The following is a 15,654-nucleotide window of genomic DNA, read 5'->3' as shown; positions in this document are numbered from 1 at the left end:
ATTTATTGTTGAACTTGTTTCTTTACTAATCCAAGTAGTACTCCAGACACGATTGCGCCTGCAGCAATAGCGATTAAATACATAAACCAGCCACCATCAACTAATGGTACTACGAATAACCCACCGTGCGGTGCACGTAAACCAATTCCAAACATCATTGTTAACGCACCTGCCACTGCAGAACCAGCCATCAGGGACGGGATGACACGTAAAGGATCAGCTGCTGCGAATGGAATTGCTCCTTCTGTGATAAAAGATAATCCCATGATATAGTTCACTTTACCTGCTTCTCTTTCTTGCTTTGAAAACTTCTTACCAAAGAAAGTAGTTGCAATCGCAATTCCAAGTGGAGGAACCATACCTGCGGCCATAACGGCAGCCATTGGCTCATATACACCATTAGCTAGCAAACCAGTACCAAAAACATATGCTGCCTTATTAATCGGTCCACCCATATCAAATGCCATCATTAATCCTAACACTAACCCTAGTAATACTGCATTTCCTGTACCAAGACCAGATAACCAATTAGTAATTCCTGTATTAAGCGCTCCAACTGGACCATTTACGATATAAATCATTGCAAAACCTGTTAGCGCAATTCCAAGTAAAGGATATAAAAGAATGGTTTTAATACCTTCGAGTGAAGAAGGCAAGCTTGTTAGAAGCTTTTTTAGACCAACAACAATATAACCTGCTAAGAAACCAGCGATAATTCCACCTAAGAAACCTGCACCACCACTGTTAGCTAATAAACCTCCAACAGCACCAGCTGCAAACCCAGGACGATCAGCAATACTCATGGCAATAAATGCTGCTAAAATAGGAACTATAAATCCAAATGCACCACTGCCGCCACCAATTGTCATTAATGCTTCAGCGATTGGGTGATACGATGGGTCTTCTGGATTAAAAGCGTTGTAACCAAACATGAAAGAGATAGCAATTAATATCCCACCACCTACAACAAATGGAAGCATATTAGATACACCACTCATAAGGTGCTTGTAAATCGTCGCACCAACACCTTGACCTTTTTGGTCAGAAGATGATGCCGTTGCATTTCCACTACCCTTAAATATTGGAGCATCTTGTTTTAGTGCTCTTTCGATAAGCTCTTTCGGTTTACGAATGCCATCTGCAACTTTTGTTTCAATAACATGCTTTCCACTAAAACGATCCGTTTCCACATTTGTATCTGCAGCAACAATAACAGCAACTGCTCTATCAATTTCAGCAGGAGTTAGAACGTTCTTTGCACCGCCAGAACCTCTTGTTTCTACTTTAATGTCTACACCTAGCTCTGCGGCCTTTGCCTTTAGAGAATCAGCGGCCATATACGTGTGAGCAATTCCAGTTGGACAAGCAGTTACAGCAACGATAAATTGCTTTTCCCCAGACATCTCTTCCCCGTCCTCTCTCTCTTCCTGGTCGTATTGATCAATGATATTTAGAACATCTCTTTCTGTATTCGCCTTTAATAATGCCTCTCTCACTTCATTTTTCATTAAAATGGACGAAAGTCTTGCGAGCGCTTCCAAATGGGTATTGTTTGCTCCATCTGGAGCTGCAATCATAAAAAATAAGTGTGCTGGTTGACCATCAAGGGAATCATATTCAATCCCATTAACCGACTTACCAAATGCAATAGCAGCCGTTTTAACCGCAGTTGTTTTTGCATGGGGAATAGCGATTCCTTCTCCAATTCCTGTCGTACTTTGCTCTTCACGCTTTAGAATTCCTGCTTTAAATTCCTTTGCATCTGTTAGCTTTCCAGCACGATCAAGCACATCAACAAGCTGGTCAATCGCTTCAAGCTTTGTTGAGCCTGAAAGGTTTAGATGTATCGTTTCTTTTGTTAAAATCTCAGTAATTTTCATCTCTTTTTCTCCTTTAGAATTTTGTAGTATTAACCAGAGTATAAAGATTTTCTATCTTTTCTTTCGTTGCTAAACCAATTGAGAATGCTGTTGCACTGCCGGATGCAACGCTATAACGGAATGCTTCTTCAATCTCTTTCGTTTCTGCGTATTTTGCAAGAAATCCGGCAACCATTGAATCTCCTGCTCCCACCGAACTTTTAACTTCACCTTTTGGTACATTTGAAACGTAGGCTACTTCTCGATTTACAAGCACAGCCCCTTCTCCTGCTAAGGAAACAATGACATTTTCTGCTCCCATTTCTACAAGCTTACGAGCATAAGGAATTACTTCTTCTGCAGTTGAAAAACTTGTATTAAATAATTCACCTAGTTCGTGGTGGTTTGGCTTTATAAGAAAAGGTTTATAAGGTAGAACTTTCTTTAATAAATCTCCTTCTGCATCTACCACAAACTTTGTTTGGTTGTTGTGACAGATAGACACAAGCTTCTCATACGTATTTAATTCCATACTTGATGGAATACTTCCAGCCAATACTAAAGTATCTTCTGAGGTTAATTCTGAAATTTGTTCTTGAAGCTTTCTAAAATCTACCTCCTGAATAGTAGGTCCTTTTGCATTCACTTCGGTTTCGCTAGTGGATTTTAACTTCACATTAATTCGGGTATCTTCATTAACCTCAACAAAATTTGTTTCAATACCTTCCATTTTTAAGTAATTCTTAATGTAAAGTCCTGTAAATCCACCTACAAACCCTAGTGCTCTACTAGTAACACCCATTCTCTGTAGCAATCTTGAAACATTTATACCTTTTCCACCTGGAAACTTTGATTCGTTTTTCGTTCGATTTAAATCACCTAGTGTTAAATCATCTACCTCCACTATGTAATCCAGTGAAGGATTTAGCGTTACCGTGTATATCATTCTTTCACAACCTTTATTGTCGTTTTGCTCATGTATTGATCTTGGAACTCACTGTTCAGATCATCTGTAATGATCGACGCTTCGTGTAAATCTGCAATTTTAGCAAAAGCTATTTCCGAAAACTTCGATTCATCACTTAAAACAAATGCCTCTCTTGAGAGAGCAATTGCTGATTGTTTAATCATTGCTTCTTCTTGATCAGGAGTTGTATACCCAAATTGAGTGTGGATTCCATTGACTCCCATAAAGCATTTGTCAAAACGGTATAGCTCCAAACTAGTTAGTGCACCTCGACCAATAATGGCATTCGTCTTAGGTTTAGCAAACCCACCGATTAGATACATAGGAATGTCTCTTTCAAGTAGAGGTTTGACATGCATCAGACCATTTGTTACTACCACGATGTTTTTTGGTAAGAAGGGGATCATTTCCATAACTGTTGATCCTGCATCAAGAAAAATACAATCTCCTTCTTCAACTAAGCTGGAGGCATACTTGGCAATCCTCCTCTTTGGTTGAAGGTTTTTGGTGGATTTTTCAACCATGCTCGGTTCCTGCAATTTCCCCTGTAGTCGAGCGGCACCACCGTGTATCCTTTTTAGAAATTTATCATCTTCTAGTTGTGTTAAGTCCCTTCTTATCGTTGATTCTGATGAATTAGTTAAGTCAACAAGGTCTTGTATCTTTATAACACCTTTTTCTTTTAATTGCTGCAAAATCAATCGATGGCGCTCTGGCGTTAACAATGTATCACCTCATTAAAACGCTTTCTTTATTAATTACTTGAGTTCAGTTTACTGCAACCCTTTTCAAAAATCAATCACTTTCTATCAAAATCTTTCTCAAATTATCAAAAACTATCAAATTTTCGACAAAAATCTATCATTTTCTCACGGGAATTGACCGAATCCGATTAAATACAGTCACATGTTTTACTTATTAATTGGGGAAAGTAGTAAATGAATTAGATAAGGAGGCTGTAATTATGGATTCTAGAAGAGTAAAGCAAATATTATCATCATCAGCAGATATTAACGTGGAGTATAACGGTGCTTCTGTGTGGATTGACGAGCTTCATGAGGATAGGAAGACCGCAACCGTTCATTTGCGTGGACCATTAGAAGAAAGATCAACGGTCGATATTTCTGAGCTAGAAGAAGTTTAATAAAAAAACAAAAGAAGCACCCAGACGAAATATGGATGCTTCTTTTTATTTCCCTTCGGGTTGAGCCTCTTCTCGCTCATTTTGGAGCCTTTCATACCATAAGGATACATGAGAAAACATTGTAAATAATAAAAAGAAATTCATTGACCATACACTTACGAAAGGTCCGATACCTCCAATTTCAATTGAGTTCCAACCTTTTAACTTCATCACTAAAAAGGACTCAATAAATACTAGAAAAAACCCACCGATCCCAGCAACAATTGTACGAAGCATGTGACACCTCCACTAATTATACTGAATTTTGTAATAATTATAACAAACTGTCACAAAAAGTTCAAATATTAAAAAAGGTTGGGCCAATTTAGCCCAACCAAATGTCATTAACGGTCTCTACCAGTCATATTTCCATTTTTTCCACCAAGACCATTACGATCATTGTTATTATTGTCATCATTTAAATCTAAATCAAGGTCATTATCATCATTATCGTTATTTAATAAATCGTTATTTAAGTTATTATTTCGATCGTTGTCAAAAATACCGTTATTTTCGCCAAGATCGTTGTCATTGTTAAAAATCCCATTTCCACGGTTCCCGTTGTTGTTTAAAGTTCCTGTACCACGACGGTTCCCGTTGTTGTTTAACCCGTTATCATCATTTTGATTGTACCTAACCGGTCTATAGTTGACATCATCGTCATTATTTAGATTATTGTTATCATCTACTCCACAAGCAGACAATAACCCAAGTGTCATAACTGATGACATAGCTGTAAGAAGAACTTTTTTCTTTATCATTCGTGTTACCCCCTTGAATTCATTTGGTGAAGCATCTTTAATTTGCTCTCATTGGGGTTTTTTTAACCACTATTCCGCTTATTGTTTTATGTCACATGTTCCAATATTAGGTATTTAATTCTATTCGATATCGGGCAAAATAAAAAAGCCACCCAAGTGGCTTTATCTCATCTATTTCAGCTTATAAAAATGTTCAATAAAGCGGTGAGGTTCTTCTCTTACTTTATATGGAAACAAACCTTGATTCGTATGTAAGTAAAGAATACCTAATTCCTTCGTCAATTTCCTAAACGATATATCATGAATATCAGAAAATGGAAAGCTTGAAATAGTTGTAGTTATTTTATCTTCATACATTTTTAAAAGTTGCTCTTCCTGTATCACTACCTGAGCACCATTTACAATTTTTCTCGTTACAGTAAAGTATGGGTGAGTCATAATCACAAGGAAACGTTCTCCTTTTTGTATAGAATAATTATATTTTTATTTTCAATTAGCTATCTAAAAGGTAAAATAGTAGATATTTTATTTTTTATTTTATTGGAGGACTACCATGCTAAAGATACGTGACGCACATATTGATGACTTGCCTACCCTTTTATCAATATATAATGATGCTATTGTAAACACAACTGCAACCTTTGATTTAGAACCTGAATCGTTAGAAAAAAGAAAAATTTGGTTTGCCAAGTACGGTGGAAAATATCCATTAATCGTATCTGAATGGCATGGTGAAGTAGTCGGTTACGGAAGTTTAAGTCCTTTCCGTGAAAAACCGGCATACAATTCTACTACAGAATTATCTATCTACATTGATTCCACTGCAAGAGGCTTAGGGATTGGTACTGCATTAATGACTGAGCTTATTAATAGGGCAAATGCGCACGGATTTCACACAATGATCGGAGGTATAACAGCAGGAAACGAAGGAAGTATTGCACTTCATAAAAAGTTTGGATTTACATTGGCAGGACATTTTAAAGAGGTTGGATTTAAATTTGATACTTGGCAGGATGTACTCTTCTATCAACTCATCCTTCCAAGGCAATAGAAAATACCTTAGAGAAAGGCTATATATAGCCTTTCTCTCTTACTTATTAGTATGACTTACTTGGGTTATTTAACACTTCAACGATTTTCGTTGATTGCTTCATTTCACTTTTGCATAAAGGGCAGCTTGGGCTTTCGGTGCTTTTAAAATTATCACGAATCCAACATTTGCAGCTTTCTGATGAGCAGACCCACACCTTTGTTTCTTCTTTCACAACTTCTTCTTGATTTTTTCTTCCGAATCCCATATTTCCCCTCCTAAAAGTAGCTAAAAAATAAAAAATCCAGCTATTATAAAAAAGAAGACCAATCTATCACCCTTTTTATAATAATTGGATTTTCTACTTCGCTTTATCCACTAAATAGATTATACCACTGTTGTGAAATTTTGTATAGAAAACATTTTTCCAATAAATAATACGAATGTGTACATACTAACAGTGAAAGGAGACTATTCATGGATTATCGAAAACAAAACAACTTTCAAATTCCCTATAAAAAGCAGACTACTAGTTACGGTATTGAGGAAGAAATGAGTCTTCAATCTATTCAATTTGCTACAACTCTAAATACTTACCTTAATGAACGCATTGATTCAGAATACCAAGAGAATGACTAATTCTTATTCCCTTCAACAAATATCCTGTTGAAGGGAATTTTGTTTAAACAACCTAAATCATTTTCATATTTTAGTCGTACGAGCACTCCTTCATGAATACAATTTGTACGAGCAGTTGTATTTTGATTGGAGGGGAAATGCTTTGGGTGTATTTTTCAGTTATGTGCTACTAGGGTTATCACTTGCTGCTCCAATTGGTCCCGTTAATGCTGCACAAATGGATAAAGGCATTAAACATGGATTTTTACATGCGTGGGTGCTTGGCCTAGGTTCTGTTATAGCAGACATTTTTTATATGCTACTAGTTTTTTTAGGCTTCTCACAGTTTATTGAGATACCTATCGTAAAATTGTTCCTATGGTTATTTGGATTCTTTGTGCTGGTTTACACAGGTGTAGAAGGGCTACTAAATGCAGGAAAGATTGTACATAGCAAAGGAACAAGGGATGCCTCATTATCTAAATCCTTCTTTACTGGATTTTTCATGTCCATCTCTAATCCATTAACCATTTTGTTTTGGTTAGGAATTTACGGGTCTGTATTGGCAAAGACTTCAACCATGTATGAAAACGCAGAATTATTGTACTTTAGCAGTGCCATTATACTAGGCCTTGTCATTTGGGATATCTGTATGGCAGCAGTTGCAAGCAGCTTTAGAAAATTACTTACAACGAAAATATTAACAATTATAACCTTGATCTCATCTTTATCATTGATAGGATTCGGCTTGTATTTTGGCTTTGAAGCGTACAAGATTTTTATGAATTAATACAAAAAAGCCCCTTTCTAAAAGGGGCTACAGTCTTTTTTATTTTAAAATAAAGATAGATAATCAGTGTGGTTAATTTCCACTCCGGTTGGACGCTTTCCGCGGGCGGGGCCGAGCCGCCTTTCCCGCAGGAGTCGCCAACCTCCGTTCGAATCAACTTTATTCATAAAATCTGTTTAATGAACGTGAACAATTAGAAATGCTGGCAATTGATCAATTAGTTCCACATGACCATTTAGTACGTAAGCTTGAGTCAGCCATAGATTTTTCGTTTATTTATCCGTTGGTTACAAATCTTTATTCGGAGGTAGGACATCCAAGTATTGATCCAGTCGTTTTATTTAAGATGGTATTCATCCAATACATATTGGGTATACGTTCCATGCGTCAAACCATAAAAGAGATTGAAACCAACGTGGCTTATCGTACCTCACTTCTCAACCTTCGGTAAGAATTATCAGCGTCATTATCTTGAATCCAGTGTGTTTGAAGACATCTTCTATCATATTTTAAAAGAGATTATGGATAAAGGGCTGTTTGTCTGCTGATCATGTATTTGTAGACTATACACATGTAAAAGCAAGCGTAAAGAAACGCGCGCTTATGAAGAGAAACTCCAATTGGAGCTGAATCTAGATCGAAAGGAACATGGTAAAAAACCTACGAGGTCTTAAAAAATTGTCCATGCAGGCGATGCTTACTTTTGCTTCCATAAATTTGAAGAAACTAGCAACTTGGACTTGCAAGGTGCTTGATGAAGACCCAAAGAGACAATATCAGGGGTTAGGGTCAAAATTTAAAGAGCGAGCCTGCTGATTGGAGCGGAGGGTGCTTGACTCCTGGGGGATTCAGCGGGACAGGTGAGACCCCGCAGGAGCGGTCAGCGACGAGGAGGCTCACCGCCCGCCCCCCGGAAAGCAAGCGCCCGAAGCGGAAATCAGCCTTTTTCGCACCATTTCCAAACAAAAAATGACAAAAGGTAGCGAGAAGGGCTTCTCACTAACTTTTGTCGACAATCTGAAGCCCCTTTCTAAAAGGGGCTATTGTCGTTTCCGATACGGTCGATGACTTTTTAACTTTCCATTATGTGTGTTTATTTTTTTCTTCTTAGCACTTGCTTTCACAAAATGGGAGATGATATCAGCACACACAATAATAAGCACAATTACTATACTAACAAATAAACCGGGACGGGAAGAAGAATGTAATAATGTACCTGAAATGGCCAATAGGATTAAACCCATCCCAATAAACCGTTTGGTATGATCCCAGCGAGAAAAGGTAATGAGACGCGGTGCAGAAAATAAGACTAAAATCCAATTGTATAAAAGCATTAAACCTGCTGCCGTTGTAATATATTCATAAATGGAATCTGGCATTAAGAGAGCCGTGACAATGGACGCAACCAAACCTGATATTGTTACCATTAAAGCGATTGGCGGTACTTTTAATTTCCCTTTCTTCGCTAATATTTTAGGAGCATCATGATCGTCTGCCATCGTTACTAACATGGTTGTTATGGCAAATAAGGATGCTGACATAGTCGAAAAACCAGCAATAATCAGAGCCCCATTAAATACATGAGGAACAAAGCCTAAGTGAGCATACTCGTGAAGTGCACTTACAAATGGACTTTTTTTATCTGAATGTTCCTGCCAAGGGATCATGGTAACAGCTAGAAATATGGATATTAGATAAATAATCGTTAAGACGATGAGCATAATCTTCCCTGCTTTTGGAGCATCATCTTTGTTCTTTAAGCGAGTGGCCATAATTCCCATAATTTCTATTCCACCAAATGCATAGAATCCGAAGATAAGGGCAGACCATAAGCCTTTTAATCCATTTGGCAAAACTTCATTTTTGGTATTTGGAAAGTGATCAAATCCCTTTTGACCGTCTATAACACCAGTTAACGCAAGAATAGCAATAATAATAAACATTAAAATAGCTGAAACCTTAATAACACCAAGAAGATTTTCTATTTTTTCAAAACCTTTGTTTCCTAATAAAACCACTACAATACCTAGAACGGCATAAAAAGCGGATAATACCCATAATGGGATATCGGGGAACCAAAACTTCGTAAATATGGAAAGAGCTGTAAGTTGACTTCCTGTAATAAGCATTTCTGACATCCAGTATACCCATCCACTTGTAAAGCCAGCCCAAGGACCATATGCTTTCTTTGCATACGCCCGAAAGGATCCTTTTTGGGGGTCCTGAGCAGACATCCTTCCTAGAGAGTCATAAACAATATATGTCCCTGTCCCTGCTACTAGAAAGGCGAATAGTACAGCTGGTCCTGCCATTTGAATCCCTATACTTGATCCTAAAAAGAAGCCCGTTCCGATAATACATCCGACTCCAATTAAGGATAGCGCATACCAGGAAAGTCCCTCTTCGTTTCCTTTTGTCTTTTTATCCACACAATTCTCCCCTTTCATACCTATTGTTCGATGAAAAGGAAAGAGTTATGTATCTAGAAGTAAAATGTTTTACAATTGGGTTAGAGGGGTATTTCTCCCTTATGAACAGGTAAATAAATAAGAAAGTGCGTTCCTAGAGGACTGCTTTTGACATTCATAGTGCCATGATAGTTTTCAATGATTTTCTTTGAAACAGATAGTCCTAGGCCCGTCCCCTCATCCTTTGTAGTGAAAAAAGGATCAAACACATGTTGGATTAGATTAGGAGCAATTCCAATTCCATTATCTATGAATTGAATGAATATATTGGAACCAATCAATTCCGTTGATATAGTAATTTCCATTAAGCTGCTTTTTTTAGCTTGCATGGAATTTTGATATAGATTAGAGAATACCTGAAATAATTCTTCCCGATCCCCAATAAAGAAACAGTTTGCAGAATCGTCACTAATATTAAACGTAATATTCACATTATTAAGCAGAGCGTCACTGTTGAGAAAATGACCGAGATAATCAATAAAGAAATCCTTTACCTCCAATACTTCTCTTCTTTCTACACCTGGCTTCGAAATACGGAGGAAATCTGTAATGATCTTATTTGCTCGATCAATTTCCGGAATAAGAAGGGAAAGAAACACCTCCGCAGTCTCCTTCTCTACTCTCCCCTCTAGCAATTGTAAATATCCTCTCACAGTTGTTAAAGGATTCCGTATTTCATGCGCAATTCCCGCTGCTATTCTACTAGCTAATGTCTGTTTTTCTGCTTCCTTAATATGGTTTAAGAATCGAAATACTCCTACCACACGTTCTATCTTTCCTTCTGAGTTTTTTATAAGTCTTGTATTAATAATTCCATAATTTTTATCTAATATTTCTTGATTGACAATTGGCTTGCCCGTTTGTAATGTTTCAAGCATTTTAATTTGTTTATCCGGAATTTGAAGAAGTTCTCGCAAATGTTTTCCAATTACACTTTCACGATCAACATGTAAATCTATTGCAGCTTGCTCATTGCAGAGAGTGACTATCCCTTTAGAATTAATAAACACAATATGATGGGGTACAACATCTAATATTTCATTTAACAGTACTTCAATCTCTTCAAAAGGAATCCTATTGGCAGAGGTGATTTTAAACTCTCTCCTATTTGGTGTTGACCTTTTTACGTAAACTTGCCCATTGTCATTCTTACATAGTTTCCTATCGAATTCAGGGTCACTGTAAGTAAAGGAAAAAGGCAATGTAGATACGAGTCTTTTATAAAAGGACAGCTCTTCTTCCATCTCTTTCATTTTTTGATTATTTTCCATGAAACTCTCCTAGCTTGTAGCGTTCTTAATAATTATTATACGCTTAGTGTTAATTGAAGAAAACTGTATATTCAAATAACGTATCCAAGGAGTGTTTCAATGGATTTTAAAGAAAATAAGGGTATAATATAATCAGTTACATTCAGGAGGTAAAAGATGAACTTTACAGAATACACCGTTGAAAGAGTCGAAGACCCCTTCAACATACTTATAGGAAATCGATACGAATTTTTGATTGATTTTACTGTGGACGAAGAAGATGATTTGTACCGAGAACAAGGACTAAAATTAAAGGTCCTGTATATTGTTGACGAAAATGGTCCGCGCATTTCACACTATCACATTTTAGAGGCTGACACAGAAAAAGTGCTAGAATTTGACCTAGAAGATGAAGAGATTGAATCGCTACAATCATTTTGTAAAGAGCATTATATAGAAGCAGAAGAGGAGTAAAAAGAGCAAGTGCTCTCTTTACTCCTCTTCTACTTTTTTACCTTCTTCAATAATGTGATACATTAAATGCGCTAAATGGTGAATGGGCCCATACTCTTCTTCAGGATCTTCCTTCTCAACTTCCTCTTCATTGTACTCTAAATCATTTAAATGAAGGGCTGCAAATTGATAAAAGTCCTTGAGTTCAAAAGAATAGCAACCACTTGGCTCTTCACTTTCTTCTTCATAGTGAAGAACCAGATACGATTCTTTGCCTTTGGAATCAACTGCATCAAAATAAACAAAAAAACCTATATTTGTATCGAGTTCAAATAAATGACGAGTTCCATCTTTAGTTGCCAATTGAAAATCTTCTTCATTTAGTTTAATAACCGTCATCTTATCCACTTGGTCTTCTTTATGAAATTGAACAGTAAATGATTTCATGATAAACCTCCTTATAGATAGCTTACAGTTTCATTAGCTTCAGATCACACAAAAAAGAGCTCTAAAAAGAGCTCTATTGGATCCATTAGATTTTATTCACATTAACAGCTTGTGGTCCACGCTGTCCCTGCTCGATGTCAAAGCTAACTTCTTGACCTTCATCAAGAGACTTGAAGCCTTCGCTTTGAATTGCAGAGTAATGTACGAATACATCCTCTCCACCTTCTACCTCAATAAATCCAAAACCTTTTTCTGAGTTAAACCATTTTACTTTACCAGTTGCCATGTAAAAAATCCTCCTAAATTTCAAAAGCTCTTTTTTTAATGATACCTTGTATCACATTAATATCTTGCCTAATTTTTTTATATTTCAATCATAAAAATGTAAATTATTTTTGTTTTGCTGGTTTACGATTACGTGAACCACGATCATCTCTACGATCTTTGCTACGGAAATCCTTGCTTCTTCCACGATCATTCGAGCGTGGACGGTCTCTAAATCCAGATTTCGGTTTACGTGAACGAATCGGTTCTACTGCTGTTAGTTTGATCGGAGTAGCATCCGGTTCCTTTGTTAAGAGCTTTAATGTTGCAGCAAGAACAGTTACAGAATCAATATCCTCTAACAATGACTCTGCGGCACGTTTATAATCCGAAAACTCATTATTCTCAATTACCTTCATAATTTTGTTAATAGTAGCTTCTTGGTTACCAGCTATCACATCCTTGTAAGACGGAACTGGCTTTTTCACCATTTTTTTCTTTGTCACTTGCTCAATAATTTTTAAATGATCCATTTCACGTGGCGATACAAATGTATAGGCTAGACCCTTCTTCCCTGCACGACCTGTACGACCAATACGGTGAACATAGCTTTCTGGATCCTGCGGAATATCAAAGTTATAAACATGTGATACACCACTAATATCAAGTCCACGAGCAGCTACATCTGTTGCAACCATGATCTCTATTGTACCATCCTTAAAGCGGCGAATGACTTGATCACGCTTTGACTGCGGAATATCACCATGAATACCTTCAGCCGAATATCCTCTTTTTATTAACCCTTCAACTACCTCGTCAACACGCTTTTTTGTACGTCCGAATACTATAGCTAGTTCAGGCGATTCAATATCAAGTAAGCTTGTTAAAACATCAAACTTTTGTTTTTCATGAACTTCTAAATAAAATTGTTCGATGTTAGTTACAGTCATTTCCTTAGCTTTTACTTTTACTAGCTCTGGATTTTTCATGAATTTTTCAGCAAGAGTTTGAATTCTCTTTGGCATAGTCGCAGAGAAAAGCAATGTTTGACGATCCTCAGGGATATCGCTTAGAATTCTTTCAATATCTTCAATAAAGCCCATGTTTAACATTTCATCGGCTTCGTCTAAAACGACCATTTTAATATTGTTTAGACGGATTGTTCTTCTATCTAAATGGTCAATTAGGCGTCCCGGTGTAGCTGCAATAATTTGCGGACGGTTTTTTAATGAACGAATTTGACGATTAATATCTTGACCACCATAAATCGGTAGAGTACGAATACCCTTTACTTGACCAATTCGGTTTAATTCTTCAGCCACCTGTACAGCTAATTCACGTGTAGGTGCTAATACAAGACCTTGTATACCTTCCGTTACATCCATCTTTTCCAATAACGGAACACCAAACGCGGTTGTTTTCCCAGTTCCTGTTTGCGCTTGACCAATCATATCTCTACCTTGAAGAGCGATTGGAATCGCCTGTGCCTGTATCGGTGTTGGTTCTTCAAATCCCATATTTGATACTGCTTTTTGTAATTCACTACTTAGACCAAAATCTGAAAATGTTGTCAAAGTTATTTTTCCTCCTTATTTTAAACACCTATATCATTATTTTGTACTTAGATTTAATTTTTAAAGTTATTTTTGTAAATTTTTTTGAGTGAAGGAATGATCGCGAGAGAATAAAACGGAGTTAATTATCATGGTTTCATTCCAAAGAAAAAGGTGATGCTTATATCAATGCATCACCTTAAATGACTCAATATATTAAGCTTTTTGAACGTTAGAAGCTTGTGGTCCACGGTTGCCTTCAACGATTTCGAAAGTAACTTCTTGACCTTCTTCTAAAGTTTTGAAGCCTTCTGATTGGATTGCTGAGAAGTGTACGAATACATCTTGACCTTCAGAAGATTCGATGAATCCGAAACCTTTTTCTGCGTTAAACCATTTTACTTTACCTGTGTTCATGTGTAAAACCTCCAAAAAATTGTTCACCATAAGTACAAAATATATAGATCAAAAACGTAAAAAGCCGTAACCAGGAAGGAAGGGAAGAAAATCGACCACATCCTGCAGTTACGACCACTTAACCAAAAAATATATACCGAACTTTATAGCGTTAACCTTATATTAATCCAATACATCTAATAAGTCAAGAAGATTAATTGGTTTAGACTACCACTTTTTCTCCTTTTGCTTGTAGAGCACGCTCCGCCGAATCTACCGTGTGTTTTAAAAGCATTGCGATTGTTACAGGGCCAACACCACCAGGAACTGGTGTAATAGCAGCAGCTTTCTTAAAACATGTATCGTATTCAACATCGCCAATGTTGCCTGGGTTATAACCAGCATCTAAAATGACTGATCCTTCCTTCACCCATTCACCTTTAATAAAGTTTGGTTTCCCAACAGCCGCAACAACAATGTCAGCTTGCTTCACGATGTCTGCTAAGTTGTTTGTATATGAATGACATGTAGTAACGGTTGCATTTTCATTTAATAAAAGTGCTGAAACCGGTTTACCTAGGATTGGACTTCTCCCTACAACTACTACATACTTTCCTTGTACTTCAATTCCGTATTCCTTGATAATCGTAATAATCGCAGCTGGTGTACAAGAAGGAAAAACACCAAATCCTAATGCAGTTTGTCCATATCCAAAACTCGTCACACCGTCAACATCCTTATGGATGCTTATTGTATCAAACGCTTTTCTCTCGTCTACATGGTGTGGCACTGGGTGCTGTAAGAGAATTCCATTTACACTTGTATCATCATTTAATTCTGAAATTGTGGCTAATAGCTCTTCTGTGGTGGTTGTAGCTGGCAGATGGATTCTTTTCGATACAATCCCCAACTTCTCACATGCATTCCCCTTCATTTTTACGTATGTTGCTGAAGAAGGATCATCACCAACTAGTATTGTAGCCAAACAAGGAGTAACTCCCGCTTCGTTGAGCTTTTCCACTCTTTCTTTAAGAGAATTTTTGACCTTGTTCGCCACCATCTGACCATCCAAAATAATAGGTTTCGTCACGTTAACCCCTCCATATATTAGAAAAAGAGAAAGACCTTTGCCCTCCCTCTGCCCAGACGACCGGCTTAACAGCGACGCAGCTCCCTTGTGGTTGCTTCCACATTTGTCGTCAGTTACTGCGATTTTTAGTAAGCTTTGTTAATTCATGCTTATTATATTCTTAAAACACATATATTTCAACCAAATAATATCATATCGTTCGGGTTTTTAAAAATATGTATAAAAAAACGGACAACAGCTGTTGTCCGTTTTGAAAATTCTTTTGAGATATGATTGGCTGCAGTAATCTTCCTAAAACAATGAAAGCCCTACCTCTCTTCCATCCTTACGGCTCCTAGACCGCGCCAGTGTGAATCAGGCCCTGGAGTCTACACAGGGTATGACACTCTTTTAAGCTTAACTAAAACATTTTTTTGGAATGAGTATATAAAGAGAAAATACTAATTAAAAGAAGGATTGTTGGGGAAACCGTCTAATGTAATTTTCTAATGGTATCATGGAATACCATTCTGAAGAGTATCAAAT

Annotated in this window: 19 protein-coding genes, 1 pseudogene and 1 riboswitch; of the genes and pseudogenes, 6 read left to right on the top strand and 14 right to left on the bottom strand. The window is 37.0% G+C overall.

The genetic code is table 11. From position 1 onward, the window contains the following. Positions 1-2: 2 nt before the first annotated feature. Genes BKO01S_RS02130 through BKO01S_RS02120 form a run of 3 tightly spaced genes read right to left on the bottom strand, consistent with a single transcriptional unit; the run spans position 3 to position 3,551 of the window. A complete protein-coding gene (locus BKO01S_RS02130; RefSeq protein WP_066047987.1) occupies positions 3-1,880 on the bottom strand; it encodes a PTS fructose transporter subunit IIABC in 1,878 nt (625 codons plus the stop codon). Between the two features lie 13 nt (positions 1,881-1,893). Then, the gene (gene pfkB / locus BKO01S_RS02125; RefSeq protein ID WP_066047985.1) at positions 1,894-2,805 is read right to left on the bottom strand and encodes a 1-phosphofructokinase; all 912 of its coding nucleotides are present in this window, start codon (positions 2,803-2,805) and stop codon (positions 1,894-1,896) included. Further along, positions 2,802-3,551 carry a DeoR/GlpR family DNA-binding transcription regulator gene (locus tag BKO01S_RS02120; RefSeq protein WP_066047981.1) on the bottom strand — a complete coding sequence of 250 codons (750 nt, stop codon included), beginning with the start codon at positions 3,549-3,551 and terminating at the stop codon, positions 2,802-2,804. The genes pfkB and BKO01S_RS02120 overlap by 4 nt, the downstream gene beginning before the upstream one ends. Before the next feature lie 239 nt (positions 3,552-3,790). Between BKO01S_RS02120 and BKO01S_RS02115 the strand changes: the two genes are divergently transcribed. After that, positions 3,791-3,970, top strand: a complete 180-nt coding sequence (locus tag BKO01S_RS02115; RefSeq protein ID WP_066047979.1) for an H-type small acid-soluble spore protein — start codon at positions 3,791-3,793, stop codon at positions 3,968-3,970. Positions 3,971-4,015: 45 nt separating this feature from the next. On the opposite strand, the gene BKO01S_RS02110 is transcribed toward BKO01S_RS02115, so the two are convergent. The 3 genes from BKO01S_RS02110 to BKO01S_RS02100 all read right to left on the bottom strand — a co-directional run bounded on the left by BKO01S_RS02110 (position 4,016) and on the right by BKO01S_RS02100 (position 5,214). Next, on the bottom strand, positions 4,016-4,246 hold the full coding sequence (locus tag BKO01S_RS02110) for a hypothetical protein (protein ID WP_066047977.1): 231 nt from the start codon (positions 4,244-4,246) through the stop codon (positions 4,016-4,018). 107 nt (positions 4,247-4,353) lie between these two features. After that, positions 4,354-4,770 (bottom strand): hypothetical protein, encoded by a 417-nt coding sequence (locus BKO01S_RS02105; RefSeq protein WP_066047974.1) that lies wholly within the window; start codon positions 4,768-4,770, stop codon positions 4,354-4,356. 171 nt (positions 4,771-4,941) lie between these two features. Continuing rightward, positions 4,942-5,214, bottom strand: coding sequence for a hypothetical protein (locus BKO01S_RS02100; protein ID WP_066047972.1), 273 nt, complete (start codon positions 5,212-5,214; stop codon positions 4,942-4,944). A gap of 109 nt (positions 5,215-5,323) precedes the next feature. On the opposite strand from BKO01S_RS02100, the gene BKO01S_RS02095 reads away from it, so the two are divergent. Next, positions 5,324-5,821, top strand: coding sequence for a GNAT family N-acetyltransferase (locus tag BKO01S_RS02095; RefSeq protein ID WP_066047970.1), 498 nt, complete (start codon positions 5,324-5,326; stop codon positions 5,819-5,821). A gap of 46 nt (positions 5,822-5,867) precedes the next feature. Here BKO01S_RS02095 and BKO01S_RS02090 read toward each other — a convergent pair whose 3' ends face one another. Continuing rightward, the gene (locus BKO01S_RS02090) at positions 5,868-6,068 is read right to left on the bottom strand and encodes a cold-shock protein (RefSeq protein WP_066047968.1); all 201 of its coding nucleotides are present in this window, start codon (positions 6,066-6,068) and stop codon (positions 5,868-5,870) included. Between the two features lie 209 nt (positions 6,069-6,277). On the opposite strand from BKO01S_RS02090, the gene BKO01S_RS24555 reads away from it, so the two are divergent. From BKO01S_RS24555 to BKO01S_RS23760, 3 genes and pseudogenes are all read left to right on the top strand, one after another. Further along, positions 6,278-6,439 carry a hypothetical protein gene (locus BKO01S_RS24555; protein WP_162927778.1) on the top strand — a complete coding sequence of 54 codons (162 nt, stop codon included), beginning with the start codon at positions 6,278-6,280 and terminating at the stop codon, positions 6,437-6,439. Positions 6,440-6,581: 142 nt separating this feature from the next. Beyond that, positions 6,582-7,208 (top strand): LysE family transporter, encoded by a 627-nt coding sequence (locus BKO01S_RS02085; RefSeq protein WP_066047966.1) that lies wholly within the window; start codon positions 6,582-6,584, stop codon positions 7,206-7,208. 199 nt (positions 7,209-7,407) lie between these two features. After that, a pseudogene (locus BKO01S_RS23760) lies at positions 7,408-7,870 on the top strand (transposase); the annotation flags it as partial. A gap of 378 nt (positions 7,871-8,248) precedes the next feature. Here the strand turns inward: BKO01S_RS23760 and BKO01S_RS02075 are convergent. Together BKO01S_RS02075 and BKO01S_RS02070 are read right to left on the bottom strand one after the other, a co-directional pair. Then, positions 8,249-9,637 (bottom strand): amino acid permease, encoded by a 1,389-nt coding sequence (locus tag BKO01S_RS02075; protein ID WP_232311140.1) that lies wholly within the window; start codon positions 9,635-9,637, stop codon positions 8,249-8,251. Positions 9,638-9,717: 80 nt separating this feature from the next. After that, the gene (locus BKO01S_RS02070; protein WP_066047960.1) at positions 9,718-10,947 is read right to left on the bottom strand and encodes a two-component system sensor histidine kinase NtrB; all 1,230 of its coding nucleotides are present in this window, start codon (positions 10,945-10,947) and stop codon (positions 9,718-9,720) included. 156 nt (positions 10,948-11,103) lie between these two features. Here BKO01S_RS02070 and BKO01S_RS02065 point away from each other — a divergent pair, with 156 nt between their 5' ends. Then, the gene (locus BKO01S_RS02065) at positions 11,104-11,400 is read left to right on the top strand and encodes a DUF6509 family protein (RefSeq protein WP_066047959.1); all 297 of its coding nucleotides are present in this window, start codon (positions 11,104-11,106) and stop codon (positions 11,398-11,400) included. A gap of 18 nt (positions 11,401-11,418) precedes the next feature. Here BKO01S_RS02065 and BKO01S_RS02060 read toward each other — a convergent pair whose 3' ends face one another. The 5 genes from BKO01S_RS02060 to BKO01S_RS02040 all read right to left on the bottom strand — a co-directional run bounded on the left by BKO01S_RS02060 (position 11,419) and on the right by BKO01S_RS02040 (position 15,099). Next, positions 11,419-11,826: a cytosolic protein gene (locus BKO01S_RS02060; protein ID WP_066047957.1), complete on the bottom strand. Its 408-nt coding sequence runs from the start codon at positions 11,824-11,826 to the stop codon at positions 11,419-11,421. 85 nt (positions 11,827-11,911) lie between these two features. Further along, a complete protein-coding gene (locus BKO01S_RS02055; RefSeq protein WP_066047955.1) occupies positions 11,912-12,112 on the bottom strand; it encodes a cold-shock protein in 201 nt (66 codons plus the stop codon). A 103-nt stretch (positions 12,113-12,215) separates the two neighbouring features. After that, the gene (cshA, locus tag BKO01S_RS02050; protein WP_269748489.1) at positions 12,216-13,664 is read right to left on the bottom strand and encodes a degradosome RNA helicase CshA; all 1,449 of its coding nucleotides are present in this window, start codon (positions 13,662-13,664) and stop codon (positions 12,216-12,218) included. Positions 13,665-13,859: 195 nt separating this feature from the next. Continuing rightward, positions 13,860-14,060 (bottom strand): cold-shock protein, encoded by a 201-nt coding sequence (locus tag BKO01S_RS02045; RefSeq protein WP_066047952.1) that lies wholly within the window; start codon positions 14,058-14,060, stop codon positions 13,860-13,862. A 202-nt stretch (positions 14,061-14,262) separates the two neighbouring features. Further along, positions 14,263-15,099: a bifunctional 5,10-methylenetetrahydrofolate dehydrogenase/5,10-methenyltetrahydrofolate cyclohydrolase gene (locus BKO01S_RS02040; RefSeq protein WP_439951027.1), complete on the bottom strand. Its 837-nt coding sequence runs from the start codon at positions 15,097-15,099 to the stop codon at positions 14,263-14,265. Positions 15,100-15,172: 73 nt separating this feature from the next. Then, a riboswitch (ZMP/ZTP riboswitch) is annotated at positions 15,173-15,256 on the bottom strand. Between the last annotated feature and the right edge of the window lie 398 nt (positions 15,257-15,654).

Source organism: Robertmurraya korlensis NBRC 107688 (assembly GCF_001591645.1).
Lineage (GTDB): Bacteria > Bacillota > Bacilli > Bacillales > Cytobacillaceae > Robertmurraya_A.
Note: the sequence above shows the minus strand (reverse complement) of the source record. Positions and strands in the feature narration are given on the sequence as shown.

Excerpts from the sequence above, each read along its gene's own strand:
- BKO01S_RS02130 (WP_066047987.1), bottom strand. The coding sequence starts at position 1,880 with ATGAAAATTACTGAGATTTTAACAAAAGAAACGATACATCTAAACCTT.
- pfkB (WP_066047985.1), bottom strand. The coding sequence starts at position 2,805 with ATGATATACACGGTAACGCTAAATCCTTCACTGGATTACATAGTGGAG.
- BKO01S_RS02115 (WP_066047979.1), top strand. The coding sequence starts at position 3,791 with ATGGATTCTAGAAGAGTAAAGCAAATATTATCATCATCAGCAGATATT.
- BKO01S_RS02110 (WP_066047977.1), bottom strand. The coding sequence starts at position 4,246 with ATGCTTCGTACAATTGTTGCTGGGATCGGTGGGTTTTTTCTAGTATTT.
- BKO01S_RS02105 (WP_066047974.1), bottom strand. The coding sequence starts at position 4,770 with ATGATAAAGAAAAAAGTTCTTCTTACAGCTATGTCATCAGTTATGACA.
- BKO01S_RS02095 (WP_066047970.1), top strand. The coding sequence starts at position 5,324 with ATGCTAAAGATACGTGACGCACATATTGATGACTTGCCTACCCTTTTA.
- BKO01S_RS02090 (WP_066047968.1), bottom strand. The coding sequence starts at position 6,068 with ATGGGATTCGGAAGAAAAAATCAAGAAGAAGTTGTGAAAGAAGAAACA.
- BKO01S_RS24555 (WP_162927778.1), top strand. The coding sequence starts at position 6,278 with ATGGATTATCGAAAACAAAACAACTTTCAAATTCCCTATAAAAAGCAG.
- BKO01S_RS02070 (WP_066047960.1), bottom strand. The coding sequence starts at position 10,947 with ATGGAAAATAATCAAAAAATGAAAGAGATGGAAGAAGAGCTGTCCTTT.
- BKO01S_RS02065 (WP_066047959.1), top strand. The coding sequence starts at position 11,104 with ATGAACTTTACAGAATACACCGTTGAAAGAGTCGAAGACCCCTTCAAC.
- BKO01S_RS02060 (WP_066047957.1), bottom strand. The coding sequence starts at position 11,826 with ATGAAATCATTTACTGTTCAATTTCATAAAGAAGACCAAGTGGATAAG.
- BKO01S_RS02055 (WP_066047955.1), bottom strand. The coding sequence starts at position 12,112 with ATGGCAACTGGTAAAGTAAAATGGTTTAACTCAGAAAAAGGTTTTGGA.
- BKO01S_RS02045 (WP_066047952.1), bottom strand. The coding sequence starts at position 14,060 with ATGAACACAGGTAAAGTAAAATGGTTTAACGCAGAAAAAGGTTTCGGA.
- BKO01S_RS02040 (WP_439951027.1), bottom strand. The coding sequence starts at position 15,099 with ATGGTGGCGAACAAGGTCAAAAATTCTCTTAAAGAAAGAGTGGAAAAG.